The following is a 16,184-nucleotide window of genomic DNA, read 5'->3' on the forward strand; positions in this document are numbered from 1 at the left end:
TCCTTTACATGGTTTGTTTGTATTCTTTTTGTTCGATTTGATGACTCACCATTGTGAGTAAGGCAGCCATGAGCACCATGATGCCGCCAACCCAGCCGGTATGCACAAGCCCAAGGGTATCTGTCACGATGCCGCCTAAAAATGAACCAATGGCGATACCTGCATTAAAGGCAGCGATATTCAGAGCGGAAGCAACGTCGACAGCTCCAGGTGTATACCTTTCTGCAAAATCAACGACGGCAACTTGAAGGCCGGGGACATTCATGAAAGCAAACAGTCCCATCAGCATCACAGTTCCAATCCCGAGTGTCATAAATCCAGCAGTAAAGCTAAGGATAAACAAGATGAGACTTTGAATGATAAACATATAAATCAGTGCCTTCATTGGCTGTTTATTCGCTGCTTTTCCGCCAATGACATTCCCAGCGGCGATGGTCATTCCGTATAACAGCAGGATCAATGCAACTGTTCCAGGCGCAAGACCTGTCACATGCTGTAAGAGAGGGGATAAATAGGTGAAGACGACAAAGGTTCCTCCATACCCTGTAGCAGTAATGACAAATAAAAGCAACATTCTTTTCGACTTTAATAAGGCTGCTTGATCCTTAAGCGTTGTTTTCACGCCCTGTTTCAATTGAGACGGAACAAGGAAATAGTTAGAAATCAGTGCGATTAGGCCAATCATGACAATCACACCAAATGACGTCCGCCAGCCGAGCTCATGACCAAGAAACGTACCGAATGGCACACCGGTCACAGTAGCGACTGTTAAACCAGTGAACATAAAGGCAATAGCGCTTGCCCGCTTTTCTTTCACCACAAGGCTTGCGGCAATGGTCGAGCCAATCGACATAAATACGCCATGTGATAGGGCTGAAATCACTCGTCCGATTAAGAGTACAGAAAAAGTCGGGGCAATCGTGGCGAGTGTATTTCCGATCAAAAAGACGAGCATAATGAGCAGAAGCAATGTCTTTTTTTTCATTGTTGACGTAAGTGAGGTTAGAATTGGTGCGCCAAAGGTAACACCGAGCGCATATAAAGAAACGGTCCAGCCGGCCTGACTGACACTCACGCCAAAGTCCTCTGAGATCATCGGCAGAAGACCTACAGAGATAAATTCAGTTGTACCTATAGCAAATGCACTAATCGCTAGTGCGAGAAGGGCAAAGTGATTTTGTTTGTTTTGCATCGTGATTCACATCCTTCTTTCATGACATTTTGATAGACGAAGCCGATCGGCAAGAGTTATTATCTAACATAGATGATAGAAAAAAAAGTACGTACTTTTTTGTAATATAGGTACTAAAAAGTGCCTGTACAGCATCAAAAGGAGTGAAGCGACGTTGGAAAAGAAGAAATATAATATCTCTGTGGAGGCAACGCTTGAAGTGATCGGCGGGAAATGGAAGTGTGTCATTTTATGTCATTTAACACATGGGAAAAAGCGGACGAGTGAACTGAAGCGCCTCATGCCAAATATCACGCAAAAAATGCTCACACAGCAGCTGCGAGAGCTTGAAAATGACGGTGTGATTAACCGCATTGTATATGAACAAGTGCCGCCTAAAGTGGAGTATGAATTAAGTGAATACGGACAGTCGCTTGAGCGAATTTTGAATGCGTTATGTGATTGGGGGGCAGCCCATATTGAACGAGTGTATGGCGAACCGCTTTCAGTGCTGGAAGACAGTATCCTAAATGAACAGTTTAAATAAAAAAGTCCCGCTTCTTGTGAGAGCGGGACTTTGCTTTATGTGCCTTTTTTCTGATCACGGTATTTTCCAGGCGTCGTGCCTTCCAGCTTTTTAAAGGAGCGGATGAAATTTTGCGGATTTTTGTATTTTAGCTTTTCCGAAATTTCTTTCACCGACATATCCGTCTCCACCAACCAGTTTTTGGCGACATGATGTCTGTAAGACGAGAGATATTCACTAAAGGAGATATCCATTTCTTTTCTAAAAATACTACTTAAATAATTTGGATTATAGTGCAGGCGTGTAGCGATTTCGTCCAAGGTCAGATCTGAGTCAAATTCTTGATGAATGATATGAATGATTTTCTCTGAGATATTTTTATATTGAGAGTCTTCACGTGCGCCGAGCTGATCAATGATGGGTCGAATGATCTCATGTTTCAGCCACGCTTCTGTATCTTCAAACGTTTTAAACTCAAAGATCGTATCATAGAGCATTTTATTATCTTCGACTTCAAACAATTCGATGCCTAGCAAATGCATCAGCTCGATGAGATTGTTTAAAAAACGAGCGAGAGCAATCTGGTACTCATGTGGTCCAGCATTTTTAGAAAAAATGGATTGCAGAAGCACATGTAAATAGTGATCTGCCTTGCCTTGATCGCCTGCTTTAATGGCATCAAATAAATCATGCTGCAGCTGTTTTGGGAAATGAGTCTTAAACGTCTTTCCTTGCTGAATGTGCTCGTATAAAAGAATGGATTTTTTCTCTGCTTTGAGCCTGTATTTTAAGGCTTCTTTTCCCTCAATATAAGCATGTTTGGCCATAGAGAGTTCTTTAAATGAGCGACTGATCCCAATGCTGATCGACAAGCCCAGCTCTTCCTCAATCCGCTGCTGAATTGTTTCGGCTAATTGATTTAAATATTCAGTAAATTCCTCTTCTGACTTCGATTGATTGAGGACAATCGTCGTTTGATGCTGATTGACAACGGTCGGCTGAAGGTGTTCCTCTAGCGGAATAATCTGCTCAATCAGTCCATTTATCGCAAATAAAAGCAAGTCTGCATCCTTTTTTTCATACGGCGTTCCTTTTAGTGTATCGATTTGGGTCACAAGCATGGACAAATGGGACCAGTCACGAGGAAAGCCTAGACTTTGAAATCGGTTGTGAATCTCTTCTTCCGTCAGCTTGCCAAGCAGCAGCCGCACCATAAAGTATTGTTGTAAGTGTGTCACTTGCTGCTCAATCCGTTCCTCTAGATCATTGTTTTGATCTTTCATTTGTTTAATGCTCGATTCGATGAGCTCAAATTCATTTTGGAAAGGCTGTTTATGCAAAAACGACTCATTACGTGCAAAGGATTCGTATAATAAGCGAATCGGTTTATAAAAGTGTCTAGAGCCAAACCATGAAAATAATAATGAAAGCGCTAACAAAATAAAGCAAATAATAAAGGTGATCCACCCGATTGATTTCGTTTGCTGCTTTAGTTCTGGAATGGAGACAAAGGATAAGTATGTCCATTCGTTATAATCTGATTTTTGAAACGTAATTTGATAGTTTAGTTCATCGATTTTCATATCAAATTGTCCGGATCGTTCTTCAAGTGACAGGACATGTTTGACGAAATCTTGATTTTTTAACGAGTCACCAATTTGTTCTTTTCGATTATGTAGCAGCACTTTTCCGTTTGTATCAATGACAAACATACTATCAGATTGAGAGAAGTCAGGCATGTTGTCAGCAATCACGCAGCTTGGAATGCTGGCGACGGCGATCCCCTTTTTTTGGACACTATTCATCGGCAGCTGCTTGATTAAATTCACATTGTATTTGCAAAAGGATGTCTTTCCTTCTTTTGTTGAGACAAGTGGATTATTTTCTTCAAGTGCCCAGCTGGAATGACTCGGAATATTGAGGTAAGAGGTTAACGCTTTCTCTTGATCCCCGTTCGAGACATGATAAAGACCAGAATTGTTCATATACCAATCTTCCATTTTACTAACAAGTGTAATATTGGAGAGATCGGTGTCGAAGGTTTGCAGGTAATTCAGTTCTTGCTGGACTTGATTATAAAGTTGGAATTGGTCTGGATTTAAAGGTTCTGCCAGTGTTTGAAGGAGAGGCGGCGAACTGACATAGTGAGTGAGAGAATGATCTACTGTCTTTAGAATATGCTCAATATTGGATTGCGTTTGTTTGACGCTGTCCAGCTTTTCATTTGAAATATTTTCGAGTGCAGTTTTTTGCGAATGCTGATAAGAAAAAATACCGACAATAATAACAGGAATCGTACTAAGCACGAAAAAAAACGTCACCAGCTTGTAATAAAATTTATACTGCTTTCTTTTCATAAAACCCCCCATTTCAAACGAAACAATCTTTTCCCCTTAGTTTATTAATCCAAAAATCTGGTAGGTTTGTCAATAATCATTTTCTGAGATTAGGATCATTTTCTTATGTTTTATGTAACGTTTTGAGTAGCTTCCCCTGAGTAAATATGATCTGATGATATGATTGTAGACGGATTTTTCATCCTTAAGATACAGTTAACACATGCATCAGCATGAGGGGAGGCTTTATCTGTGAAAACACAGGATGTCACTGCCAAGGGTGTGCCTGCGGCAGCTTTGAAAAAAGAAAAGAGAAAGCGCTTACTTAATCAATTACTTAGTCAAAAATTTCTGTATTTAATGATTTTGCCAGGGCTCCTTTATTTTCTTGTCTTTAAATATGTCCCTATGTGGGGGCTGATCATTGCCTTTCAAGATTACCAGCCGTTTCTCGGAATTCTTGGCAGTGAGTGGGTTGGCTTCAAACACTTTATTCGCTTATTTACAGAACCAACATTTTTCATCTTATTAAAAAATACGCTCATTTTATTTGCCATGAATGTCGTGATTTTCTTTCCGATTCCAATCTTATTAGCTCTTCTTTTAAACGAGGTCAGATTGGCACTGTTTAAGAAATTTGTTCAGACAATGATTTATATTCCTCACTTCATGTCATGGGTGATTGTCGTGTCCTTATCTTTTGTTTTGTTAACGGTAGATGGCGGGTTGATCAATGAATTGATTGCTTTCTTCGGAGGAGAAAAGATTAACTTCCTTCTTAGTCAAGAATGGTTTAGACCCATGTACATTTTGCAGGTAATCTGGAGAGAAGCGGGTTGGTCAACCATTATTTATCTTGCAGCGATTACAGCAGTAGATCCGCAGCTATATGAAGCAGCAAAAATGGATGGAGCCGGCAGACTCAGACAAATGTGGCACATCACCCTTCCTGCGATTAAAAGTGTCATTGTTGTACTGCTCATTTTAAAAATCGGTGATACGTTAGAGCTTGGATTTGAACATGTCTATTTATTACTCAATGCGACCAACAGGGAAGTCGCAGAGATTTTTGATACGTATGTGTATACAGCTGGTCTGAAGCAAGGACAATTCAGCTATAGTACCGCTGTTGGTTTATTTAAAGCAGCCGTTGGACTTATTTTGGTCATGATGGCAAACCGTTTAGCGAAGAAGTTTGGAGAAGAAGGGATTTATTAAAAGGGGAGATGAAGACCAATGACATTATCGATTGAAAAGGGATCACCGCTTGAGCATGCAGAGAAATTAGCACAAACAATAATGAAAGCGTATACACCGATTGAACTTCCGCCAGCTGGAAGGTGGCACTATCATCAAGGGGTTTTCCTTTGCGGAGTGATGAAGCTTTACGAAGCAACAGAAAACGAGGCGTACTTTGATTATGTGAAAAATTATGCTGACTCACTCATTGATGACCATGGGAATCTGTTATTCCGAAGAGACGAGCTTGATGCCATTCAAGCAGGGCTCATTTTATTCCCGCTGATTGAAAGAACGGGAGAGAAGCGGTATGTGAAGGCAGCAGAAAAGCTTCGGGGGCTTTACCTGACGCTGAATCGCACGTCTGAGGGCGGATTTTGGCATAAAGACAATTATGCCTATCAAATGTGGCTAGATGGTCTTTATATGGGTGGGCCTTTTGCTTTAAAGTATGCCCAGTTGACAGGAGAATCGGAGCTGGTGGACATGGTCATCCATCAAGAGCATCTCATGAGAAAGCATACCAAAGATGAAAAAACGGGCCTTTACTATCACGCATGGGATGAACGGAAAGTGATGCCATGGGCTGATCAACAGACGGGCTGTTCCCCAGAATTTTGGGCAAGATCCTTTGGCTGGTATGTCCTTGCGTTAGCCGATATGATCGAAGATTTGCCAGAAGGTCATGAAGGACGAAAAGTGTGGAAGGACACACTGACAGATATGCTGGAAAGTGTAGCAAAGTATCAGGACGACGAAACAGGTCTATGGCATCAGATCATTGATAAAGGAAGTCATAGCGACAACTGGCTTGAAAGCTCAGGGTCATGTCTATTCATATATGCGATGGCAAAAGCCATGAATGAAGGATATGTCAGTCTTCGATATGTTGATCATGTGGTCAAAGCGTATCAAGGGTTGATTCAGTATAAAACGGAGGAAAAAGACAACGGCGATTTTACAGTGAACGATATTTGTATTGGAACATCTGCGGGTTTTTATGATTATTACGTTGGCAGAGAGCGGAGCACGAATGATTTGCATGGAGCAGGCGCTTTTATTATGGCGTTAACTGAACTAGAAAAGCTGTCTGTGTTTCAAAAGGTATGAGGCGGCATCAAAGGGCTGCGGCATGGCTCCTCAGCTTCATCGCTGCCTTTTATTTGTCCGCCTGTCAGGGGAAAACAGAGGGGATTGATGTCCTTATTTTTTCTGACATGTCAAAAGCAATGAAAGACCAATTAGTGGAGAAAGCTTTTCAACCAAATCAGGAGACATACGACGTTCACATCTTCCCTGCAATTCCTGAAAAACTTCTTGTTGAAATAACTGCAAAAGAGGGGGACGTGATGTTTGTCCCGGAAGAAATGTTTAGAACATATGATGACCCTGAAAGCTTTCAGCTGCTTGAAGAGATGCGGGTAGATGGCGAAGGGGAAGGACCATATACGGTGGAAGATGCAAAGACGGGAAATACAGTCGATTATGCGGTCCAAATCAAGAAAGGAACAAAGCAGCTAAATGGCTATACCTTTCGATTACACCGAGATATGGTCGCCTTCATACCTGTGTATGCGGAGAAATCTAAAGAGGCACTGTCTCTCATGAAGCAGCTTCGTGAAAACCAATAGAAAAAGGGGTGGGGAATGTGAAAAGGGTCGCCGTTTGCGGGCTCAGTCACCGTGCTTTCAATATGTTTATCAAACCGCTCACCGAGGATTTCAATGAGCATTACAGGATTACAGGGCTCCTAGATGTAGATGAGAAGCGGTATACACTTTGTCAGGAGCGTTTTCCATCACTAAGGGGCGTCTCATTTTTTCATGAGGATGCATTTGGTCAGATGGTGAAGGAAGCAAGACCAGATATCGTCATTGTGGCGGGGCGAGATGATACACATGTCACATATATCCTGCAGGCACTGGATCATGATCTGGATGTCATAACGGAAAAGCCGATGGTCACAACAGCAAAAGATGCCAAACAGGTGATGGAAAAAGAGGCAGAAAGCAAAGGGAAGGTCACCGTCACCTTTAATTATCGCTACAATCCATTCCACCGAAAGATAAAAGAGCTTATTTTAGATGGAAAGATTGGAAGGGTCACGTCTATTGAGTTAAGCTGGCTCATTGATACGTATCATGGAGCGAGTTATTTCAAAAGGTGGAACCGCTCGCGTCAATATTCAGGCGGTCTGTCTATTCATAAATCGACCCATCATTTTGACTTGGTCAACTGGTGGATTGATCAAAAGCCGAAGCAAGTATTTGCCTATGGCGCACTGAATTATTATGGGAATGAAAGTCCTTGGAATCCTTTGCAGGGTGAAGGGAATCGATATTGCGGAACCTGTCATGTAAGAGATACCTGTCATTATGAAGCAAGGTGGAATCCGCGGGTAGAGCGTTCAAAGGTGGAGGATGACCATATTGAATCAGGTGAGCAGCAGTCAAAGCAATACTCGAATTATCGCCCGGATGCCTGTATTTTTGATCAAGAAATTGATATTGAGGATACATACGTGGCGTCAGTGGCTTATGATCAGGGAGCTTTGTTAAGTTACTCGATTCAATTTTCAGCGCCATATGAAGGCTACCGGCTTGCGATTAACGGGACGAAGGGACGGATTGAAACAAATGAGTTTCATGTGCCGTCGAGAATCCCTTTTCAATTCCCTGAACAGACAATTGCATACTACCCGATGTTTGGTGGAAAAGAAACGATTGAAGTTGTGAAGCAATCAGGTGGTCATGGAGGCGGAGATCCGCTATTATTAGCAGATTTATTTTTAGGAAAAGATCCGCTCATTCCTTATGACATTTCAGCAGGAGCAGAGGCGGGTGCTTATTCCATTGCACTTGGCGAAGGCATGTGGCGCTCAGTTGCAGAAAAACGCCCGATTGAAATAGAAGAATTGTTTCAAAAAGAGACGGTGTAACGAGTAAGAGAGGAGGGAAGAGAGATGGATCATGATGGATCAATGAGCAGAATGCTGCGCATGTGTGAGTGGGTGATGAGACTCGCCTATACGAATTTGTTATGGCTTTTGTTCACTTTACTTGGGCTTGGAATCTTTGGCTTCATGCCTGCAACAACAGCGTTATTTTCTGTGATGAGAAAGTGGATACAAGGGCATGAGCAAGTCAGCGTCTTTCAAACCTTTTGGAAAGTATACCGCGAAGAATTTGTACGCTCTAATATCATTGGAGTGGTGCTGGTCATCATCGGGACGATTATTTATGTAGACCTTGCTTATATTTATCCAACGAGTTGGTTTTTACACGTGCTTCGCTTTGCGATCTATATCTTTGGTTTTCTGTTTATTGTCAGCTTGTTTTATATCTTTCCGCTGCTGGCTCATTATGATTGGAAAAAGCGTCTTTATTTGAAATTTTCCCTTCTGCTTGGCATCTCGTATTTGCAATATACGCTCTCTATGCTCGTTTTCTCGGCTGTTCTCTTTATCCTATTTGCTTATTTGCCAGGGATCGTGCCGTTTTTTAGCATCAGCATTCTCGCATATGGCCACATGTGGCTAGCCTATCAAGTGTTTAAAAAGATAGAGTTTGAAAGCGAGCAGCCGGCAGTTGATGTGAAGAAACGATTCCCGTCTTTCCTTCAATCCAAGCGGGTGAATACGCAGTGATGTGTATGATTTGCTATAATGGTGTCACCGTGATTAAAAGGAGAGATGAGAGTCGTGTCAGTAAAAGAAATTTCAATAGAAGAATTAAAGCAAAAGCTAGCGCAAGAAGAAGCCATTCAGCTCGTCGATGTGCGTGAGGATGAAGAGGTAGCAGAAGGCATGATTCCAGAGGCTGTCCATATTCGAATGGGGGATATTCCTGAGAAGCTAGATGCGTTTGATAAGTCGCAAGAGTATTATATTATTTGCCGTTCTGGTAAACGCAGTGAGAATGTCTGCTATTTCTTAGAAGACCAAGGGTATCAAGCAACCAATGTCGTTGGCGGCATGCTTGCATGGACAGGAGAAACAAAACCGAAGCTGTAAAAAGAAGTCCTTTCATCGACAAGATGGAAGGCTTTTTTTGTTCATATGTCCGTCTCTATTTGCATAAAAATAGAGTAGCAAGAGAAGGGAGCGTGGCATATGTGCTGAAGGTAGCTGTATTTGATGAAGAACACGAGAAAGATTTGCAAAGCGAAATCAATCTTTTTTTAAAAGGAATGGACGACGACCAAATTATTGACATCAAATACAATGTGGCGGTGATCTGTGAGCAAGGAGGAGAGCAGCTCTACTGTTTTTCAGCGCTCATTTTATATAAAAAATAAAAGGACCTGCTGAAAGGTCCTTTTGCCATGATCAACTAGCATCAATATGTAAACGATGCTTTTTGCATTGAACGCATTGAAAGAGGTAGCCTTGCAAGTCTCCTCCGTTCACGAGCCATTGTTTCAGGTTCTCTTTTGTGAAATGTCCACCACTGCAAATCTCTTCAATATCCTCTGAGAGTTCTTCCTCTAAATGCTCAATCTCTTTGCTCTTTTTTAATCACATGTAATGAAACTGGGTCTGGGTTGTACTTGAACGTAGGTAACGTCATATAAACCTCCATTATGTAGAAAAGTGATGATTCAACACTATTTTATCGGAATACGCGATGTCATGACAATCTTCAATTATTTCAACGAGAAAAAAAGCCGTTCGGATGAGGAACGACTTTTCTCTTGTGATGATTATGCTTTTTTTACTCTTGGACTTCTTGGTTTATTGTACTTATTTGCTTGTTTAATCGCTCTTCGTTCTTCATTTAATGATTTGTACAGGGATACAATCATTAAAATGATGACAACAGAGAACGGTAAAGCAGCGAGTTTGGCTGTGTTTTGCAAGGCCTGAAGACCGCCTGAAAATAAGAGCACTGCCGCTACTGCTGACTGGATAATACCCCAGCTGATCTTTACACTATTCGCTGGATTTAATGATCCATAGGTTGTCTGCATTCCGAGAACGAATGTAGCTGAGTCTGCTGATGTGATAAAGAATACCGCAATTAAAATCAGTGCCAGAATGGATGTAATCATGGCGAGTGGGTATTCATTTAAAACACCAAACAGCATCGTTTCAGTAGACATGTTTGCAACATCGACGATATTGTTCTGTTGTAAGTCCATTGCAGATACACCAAAGATCGAGAACCAAAGGAACACGAGGATGGAAGGAGCCACTAAGACACCAATTAAAAATTCTCGAATGGTTCTCCCGCGTGAAACCCTTGCAATAAAAATACCGACAAATGGCGACCAAGAGATCCACCATGCCCAATAGAAGATGGTCCATCCATTAATCCATTGTCTCTTTTCTGGATCATTTGGTGATAATCTAAAGCTCATCTGTACAATATTTGATAAGTATTGTCCGATTGAATCAGTAAATGAATTTAAAATATACACAGTTGGTCCAACAATGAGTAAAAAGAACATGAGTAAAGCAGCAAGAATCATGTTTGTGTTACTTAAATATTTAATCCCTTTACCAATACCGCTCCAAGCAGAGAGAAGGAACAGGACCGTGACGATTGCAATAATGATGAGCTGAGTCAGGAAGTTATTTGGAATTCCAAATAAATAGTTTAATCCGCCATTAATTTGTGCGGCACCTAGTCCTAAACTAGTAGCTACACCGACCACCGTTGCAAATACTGCGATGCAATCAATGGTTTTTCCAATCCATCCATGAATTCTGTTTCCGAATACTGGGTATAAGGTGGAACTGATTAATCCAGGTGCATCTTTTCTAAATTTAAAGTATGCAATGCAAAGGGCGACAATTGCATAAATGGCCCATGCATGAAGTCCCCAGTGGAAAAAGGTATAACGAAGGGAATCACGGAAGGCTTGTGCATTTTCCGTCTCGCCTGTTGGGGATTGAATGGCAAAGTGGCTGATCGGTTCAGCGGCTCCGTAAAAAACAAGCCCAATGCCCATTCCAGCACTAAACAGCATGGCGAACCAAGAAAAAAGACCAAATTCAGGCTCTTCACCTGGCTTTCCTAACGTAATTTTTCCGATAGGGCTAAAGATAAAGAATAGACAAAAGCCGACTAGCAGCGATACGACTAATAAATAATACCAGCCAAAGTCATTTGTAATGTATGTTTGAATTTGATCTGTCACATTTTGCAGCGTATCTGGAGAAAGGGCTCCCCATAGAACGGCAATAAATGTGATAGCAATCACAATCCAAAATACACTTGATACGTTTTTCACACCATCTCACTCTCCTGTTGTTCTACACGTTTAAGCAGAGGATTTAATTTAATATCCCCTGTCTCAACTATTTTCAAACAAAAAGAGGCGAGTTTCTCACTCGACCTCTATTTTACCGTAACATGTTTTCCTTCCATTTATCAACCATCGATATGTGAAGATGACTTTTCTTCAATTCGTTTGCGCAGACGGTAGACATATTCTTTTAAACAAACAGCGAAAATCGTAAACGCTAAAACAATGGCGACTTTTAACGGGGTAATGGACAGCTTCATAAAGAAAGCGGCTGTCAAACTAATGACAACTGCAAGGACAATCGGAAGTGCGCGTCTAATCATTGGAATCTCTCCTTTACTTCTAGTGCGGCATTCATGCCAGCTAACCTGCCTGTCACAAGTGCTGACGTAATATTGTAACCGCCTGTGTAACCGTGAATATCTAAAATTTCTCCGCAGAAATAAAGACCGTTCATTTTTTTGGATGCCATTTTCTTCGGTTCAATTTCTTTGACAGAAACGCCGCCTCCTGTGACAAAGGCTTTATCTAAAGAAAGCGTCCCATTTGCATGGACGATGAAATGTTTACAATCATGCGCAAAAGCGCGGAGTTTCTCTTTAGCGAGACCAGAAAATGTCTCCTGCGGATCAATGCCATTTCGTTCTAAAAGGAACAATAAATAGCGCTCTTGCATCCAAGATTTCAGGACATTTTTAATGGCTTTTTTTGGTTCATCTTTTAGATCGCGATGAAGCTTTTGGAATAGCTCCTCGTCATTGAGCTTTGGGTATAAGTCAATTTGAAGACGGACGGCCGGTTGCTTTTTCAGTTCCTTCACAACAAATCCGCTGCATCTCAGAACGGCAGGACCTGATAAGCCAAAGTGTGTAAAGATCATATCCATGACATGAGTGACGACGGGTTTTCCTTTTTTATTTAAAACACTCACGGCCACACTTCTTAATGAAAGACCTTGAAGCACTTTGTCCTTAATAAAACGCTCGTCTGACGTGACGGGTACTTCTGTTGGGAAGAGCTCTGTAATGGTATGACCAGCGGCTTCTGCCCATGCATAGCCATCGCCAGTAGAGCCTGTATGAGGCACACTTTTCCCGCCAACAGCAATGACAACGGCATGACTTGAAATTTTTTCATCATTATTTGTAACAATTCCAGCTGCTTGTCCGTCTTGATACAGAACGGTTTTAATCTTTTCATTCGTTCGAATGGTCACATTGAGCACGCGGAGCCTATCCAATAGGGAATCCACAACAGATTGTGCTTTGTTTGAGACAGGGAACATACGTCCATGGTCTTCTTCTTTTAGTTCAATACCTAGATTTTCAAAGAACGAAATAATATCCTCGTTATTGAACTCAGAAAATGCACTATATAGAAAACGTCCGTTTCCGGGAATATGCTTGATAATTTCTTCTACTGGAAGGCGATTGGTCACATTGCAGCGTCCACCGCCAGAAATGGCGAGCTTTCTGCCAAGTTTGTTTCCTTTGTCAATTAACAGAACCGATGCACCGTGTTCTGCCGATGCAATCGCGGCCATCAGTCCAGAAGGTCCACCGCCAATGACAATGACATCATAATGTTTCATGTTACATTCCTCTTTCTACTTTCAGTCATTTCTCTATTATAACGAAGATTGGGGAAGGCTGAAATATGAATTGATTGGTTTTGTGACTTCTGTATTGGATTTGTTACCTGTGCGATGAAATGATGTGTTAAAATAGTTAAGTTGAATATTCATTAGAAAAATGGTGGTTAAGCGCATGTCTAATAAACTGCTTCGTGGTACGTTGGTTTTAACGATAGGGACTTATCTCTCTCGTATTCTTGGTATGATTTACTTAATTCCATTTAGCGCAATGGTCGGAGCGACTGGTGGTGCGCTATTCCAATATGGATACAATCAGTATACGATCTTTTTAAGTATTGCTACGCTCGGTTTTCCAACAGCGGTATCGAAATTCGTTTCTAAATATAATGCAATCGGCGATTATGAGACAACAAGAAAAATGTTCAGGGCGGGTATGTCGGTCATGCTTGTCACCGGTATTATCGCCTTTTCTATTTTATATTTGACCGCACCGATCTTTGCCAAGATTCAGCTTGGAGGATCGAATGAAACGGGCGGTTTGACGGTCGATCAAGTGGTTTATGTGATTCGGATGGTCAGTTTGGGTCTATTGGTTGTACCCATCATGAGTCTTGTGCGAGGCTTTTTCCAAGGGCACTCGATGATGGGCCCGACAGCTGTTTCCCAAGTCATCGAACAACTTGTCAGAATCATCTTCCTATTAACAGCGACGTTTATCATTTTAAAAGTGCTTGACGGTGGTCTTGTTATTGCGGTTGGTTATGCCACATTTGCCGCACTCATTGGTGCGTTTGGCGGTCTATTTACGCTTTATTTATATTGGCTGAAGCGGAAAGATCGGCTTTTGGCAATGCAGCCGAATACAGGGGACTATTCTGGATTATCTTATAAGCAAATGTTTACAGAGCTGTTCAGTTATGCAGCACCCTATGTGTTTGTTGGACTTGCCATTCCGATTTATTCTTATATTGATACAAATACAATTAACAGAGCGATGATTGCATCAGGACATCAGGATATTAGTACAGCGGTTCTGTCTATTGTGACGTTATATTTACCGAAGCTTGTCATGATTCCTGTGTCACTTGCAACTGCGTTTGGTTTAACATTGATTCCAACCATAACGGAATCCTTTACAGCGCGAAATTACAAGCTGCTGAATCGGCAAATTGATCAAACGATGCAGGTCATTTTATTCTTCGTTTTGCCTGCTTCATTTGGTATCTCGGCATTGGCTGGACCAGTTTATTGGTTTTTCTATCCGTCTGTGCACCCTGAGATTGGGACTTCTATTTTGTTTTGGTATGCACCTGTTGCGTTACTGTTTTCTTTATTCACCATTAACGCAGCGATTTTACAAGGGATTAACAAACAAAAATTTGCGATCGTCAGTCTTTTGTTAGGGATCATCATTAAAACGGTTCTCAATATCCCACTGATTAGCTGGCTGCAAGGAAACGGTTCTGTGCTTGCAACGGCATTAGGCTACAGTGCCTCGATTTTGTATATGTTCATCATGATCAAGCGCCATGCAGGCTATTCGTTCCGCAGGATTTTCAAACGGTTTATTTTAATTGGTATTTTAACGGCAATCATGGCTGTAGTGGCTTATGTGACATGTCAGCTTGTGAGTCAAGTCATTTCATATGAAGGTGGAATGGTACAAGCTGGTATTGTTATTTTGATTTCAATGATTACTGGCGGCGGTGTGTATATGTTCTTATCTTATAAAGTTGGATTGTTAGAGCGTGTACTTGGCAGCCGGATGCCGTCATTTTTAAGAAAAAAGAGTTAAGAAGAGGTGGAGAAGCATGAGGCTTGATAAATTGCTGGCCAATACCGGCTTTGGTTCAAGGAAAGATGTAAAGAAGCTGGTCAAGGCCCGGGCCGTCACAGTGAATGGAGAAGTGGCGAAGCAGGTGAAAGATCATGTCGATCCAACAAATGATGAAGTGCTCGTGCATGGAGAGCGTGTAGAGTATAAAGAATTCATTTATCTCATGATGAACAAGCCAGACGGTGTCATTTCAGCAACGGAGGATCTGCGAGATGAGACGGTTGTTGATCTACTAGAGCCAGAGGATATTGCAAGGGAGCCATTCCCTGTAGGGAGACTTGATAAGGATACAGTTGGTCTCCTCCTCCTTACAAATGACGGCCAGCTTGCTCATCAATTGTTATCTCCGAAAAAGCATGTCCCGAAAACGTATGAAGTTCATCTGAAATACCCGCTTGGAGATCAAGACATCACTCGTCTTGAAGAGGGAGTTGTGATTTTAGACGACTACCGAACGAAGCCGGCGAAGGTTGAAGTAGATGCCAACCAAGAGGCAGATACACGAATCCGTTTAACGATTACAGAAGGGAAGTACCATCAAGTGAAGCTGATGGCACAAGCAGTGGGCAATGAAGTGATCTTTTTAAAACGGCTCTCGATGGGGGCTGTTTCATTAGACGAAGATTTGGCGCCAGGAGAATACCGTGAATTGACGGAGGGAGAGTTAGACAGTTTAATCAATCGTGATTAATATAGAGAAAATGAAAAGAACCGGCATTTTGCCGGTTCTTTCAGCGTGTAGACAAACCCTCGCATTCGTTGTCAGTCCTGCGTGCTGGTGCTCACGAATGTCACATTCGCTCTGCGCCAGTACTCGTCCTTCCTAGACTGCAAAGGTTTTCTATCACGCTGAAAAGAAGACAAAGGGCTAAAATCAAGTTCATTTTAGCCCTTTGTCAGCAAAATGAAAAGAACCGGCATATCGCCGGTTCTTTTTGTTATATGGAAGTTCATTATTCGCTTATGATGATATTTTTACTTTTTTTCTCGTTGTTTCCCATTTGCCTCTGCTTGGACTATGAACAAGATCGTTATAGGCAAGCACGTTTAAGTCTCTTTGGATGGTTCTAGGTGTGATCCCGAATTCATCAACCAGCTCTTGTGTCGTCACAAGACCTTTCTCTTGAATGAACATGTAAACTGATTTTATTCGAGTCATCATACGGTTTGTTGAAGGTTTCAAAAAACCACTCCCTATCAATAAGATCGGATGGACTTGACTAACCACAACT

17 protein-coding genes are annotated in these 16,184 nt (G+C 41.7%); 10 read left to right on the forward strand and 7 right to left on the reverse strand.

The window, feature by feature from the left end; translation table 11 throughout:
* Nucleotides 1-4 precede the first annotated feature (4 nt).
* A complete protein-coding gene (locus ES896_RS05855; protein ID WP_135226550.1) occupies nt 5-1,192 on the reverse strand; it encodes an MFS transporter in 1,188 nt (395 codons plus the stop codon).
* Between the two features lie 154 nt (nt 1,193-1,346).
* Between ES896_RS05855 and ES896_RS05860 the strand changes: the two genes are divergently transcribed.
* Complete coding sequence (locus tag ES896_RS05860; protein ID WP_008343017.1) at nt 1,347-1,718, forward strand: winged helix-turn-helix transcriptional regulator; 372 nt, start codon at nt 1,347-1,349, stop codon at nt 1,716-1,718.
* 35 nt (nt 1,719-1,753) lie between these two features.
* Here ES896_RS05860 and ES896_RS05865 read toward each other — a convergent pair whose 3' ends face one another.
* Nucleotides 1,754-4,054 (reverse strand): helix-turn-helix domain-containing protein, encoded by a 2,301-nt coding sequence (locus ES896_RS05865; RefSeq protein ID WP_019743703.1) that lies wholly within the window; start codon nt 4,052-4,054, stop codon nt 1,754-1,756.
* A gap of 231 nt (nt 4,055-4,285) precedes the next feature.
* Between ES896_RS05865 and ES896_RS05870 the strand changes: the two genes are divergently transcribed.
* The 7 genes from ES896_RS05870 (at nt 4,286) to ES896_RS05900 (ending at nt 9,568) form a co-directional block, all read left to right on the forward strand.
* Entirely contained in the window at nt 4,286-5,251 is a 966-nt protein-coding gene (locus tag ES896_RS05870; RefSeq protein ID WP_008343019.1) for an ABC transporter permease, read from the forward strand.
* A gap of 18 nt (nt 5,252-5,269) precedes the next feature.
* Entirely contained in the window at nt 5,270-6,382 is a 1,113-nt protein-coding gene (locus tag ES896_RS05875; RefSeq protein WP_135226551.1) for a glycoside hydrolase family 88/105 protein, read from the forward strand.
* Nucleotides 6,379-6,903, forward strand: a complete 525-nt coding sequence (locus tag ES896_RS05880) for a hypothetical protein (RefSeq protein WP_052320999.1) — start codon at nt 6,379-6,381, stop codon at nt 6,901-6,903. The genes ES896_RS05875 and ES896_RS05880 overlap by 4 nt, the downstream gene beginning before the upstream one ends.
* A gap of 17 nt (nt 6,904-6,920) precedes the next feature.
* Nucleotides 6,921-8,210, forward strand: coding sequence for a Gfo/Idh/MocA family protein (locus ES896_RS05885; protein WP_135226552.1), 1,290 nt, complete (start codon nt 6,921-6,923; stop codon nt 8,208-8,210).
* 24 nt (nt 8,211-8,234) lie between these two features.
* Nucleotides 8,235-8,918, forward strand: coding sequence for a YesL family protein (locus ES896_RS05890; RefSeq protein WP_135226553.1), 684 nt, complete (start codon nt 8,235-8,237; stop codon nt 8,916-8,918).
* Between the two features lie 54 nt (nt 8,919-8,972).
* Entirely contained in the window at nt 8,973-9,284 is a 312-nt protein-coding gene (locus ES896_RS05895) for a rhodanese-like domain-containing protein (protein ID WP_057079186.1), read from the forward strand.
* Nucleotides 9,285-9,385: 101 nt separating this feature from the next.
* Complete coding sequence (locus ES896_RS05900; RefSeq protein ID WP_003217582.1) at nt 9,386-9,568, forward strand: sporulation protein Cse60; 183 nt, start codon at nt 9,386-9,388, stop codon at nt 9,566-9,568.
* A gap of 31 nt (nt 9,569-9,599) precedes the next feature.
* On the opposite strand, the gene ES896_RS20275 is transcribed toward ES896_RS05900, so the two are convergent.
* From ES896_RS20275 to ES896_RS05920, 4 genes are all read right to left on the reverse strand, one after another.
* Complete coding sequence (locus ES896_RS20275; protein WP_346427548.1) at nt 9,600-9,770, reverse strand: CbrC family protein; 171 nt, start codon at nt 9,768-9,770, stop codon at nt 9,600-9,602.
* A 203-nt stretch (nt 9,771-9,973) separates the two neighbouring features.
* The gene (gene opuD, locus ES896_RS05910; RefSeq protein WP_135226554.1) at nt 9,974-11,506 is read right to left on the reverse strand and encodes a glycine betaine transporter OpuD; all 1,533 of its coding nucleotides are present in this window, start codon (nt 11,504-11,506) and stop codon (nt 9,974-9,976) included.
* A gap of 140 nt (nt 11,507-11,646) precedes the next feature.
* The gene (locus tag ES896_RS05915; RefSeq protein WP_019743705.1) at nt 11,647-11,844 is read right to left on the reverse strand and encodes a hypothetical protein; all 198 of its coding nucleotides are present in this window, start codon (nt 11,842-11,844) and stop codon (nt 11,647-11,649) included.
* Nucleotides 11,841-13,112: a BaiN/RdsA family NAD(P)/FAD-dependent oxidoreductase gene (locus tag ES896_RS05920; RefSeq protein WP_135226555.1), complete on the reverse strand. Its 1,272-nt coding sequence runs from the start codon at nt 13,110-13,112 to the stop codon at nt 11,841-11,843. The genes ES896_RS05915 and ES896_RS05920 overlap by 4 nt, the downstream gene beginning before the upstream one ends.
* Before the next feature lie 175 nt (nt 13,113-13,287).
* On the opposite strand from ES896_RS05920, the gene ES896_RS05925 reads away from it, so the two are divergent.
* Together ES896_RS05925 and ES896_RS05930 are read left to right on the forward strand one after the other, a co-directional pair.
* Nucleotides 13,288-14,910 carry a putative polysaccharide biosynthesis protein gene (locus ES896_RS05925; RefSeq protein ID WP_008343029.1) on the forward strand — a complete coding sequence of 541 codons (1,623 nt, stop codon included), beginning with the start codon at nt 13,288-13,290 and terminating at the stop codon, nt 14,908-14,910.
* A 16-nt stretch (nt 14,911-14,926) separates the two neighbouring features.
* Complete coding sequence (locus ES896_RS05930; protein ID WP_135226556.1) at nt 14,927-15,643, forward strand: pseudouridine synthase; 717 nt, start codon at nt 14,927-14,929, stop codon at nt 15,641-15,643.
* Nucleotides 15,644-15,913: 270 nt separating this feature from the next.
* Here ES896_RS05930 and ES896_RS05935 read toward each other — a convergent pair whose 3' ends face one another.
* Complete coding sequence (locus ES896_RS05935) at nt 15,914-16,135, reverse strand: DeoR family transcriptional regulator (RefSeq protein ID WP_008356419.1); 222 nt, start codon at nt 16,133-16,135, stop codon at nt 15,914-15,916.
* Nucleotides 16,136-16,184: the final 49 nt, after the last annotated feature.

The sequence above is a fragment of the Bacillus sp. 005/A4HT-01/001 genome, assembly GCF_004634445.1.
Classification (GTDB): Bacteria; Bacillota; Bacilli; order Bacillales; family Bacillaceae; genus Bacillus; species Bacillus altitudinis.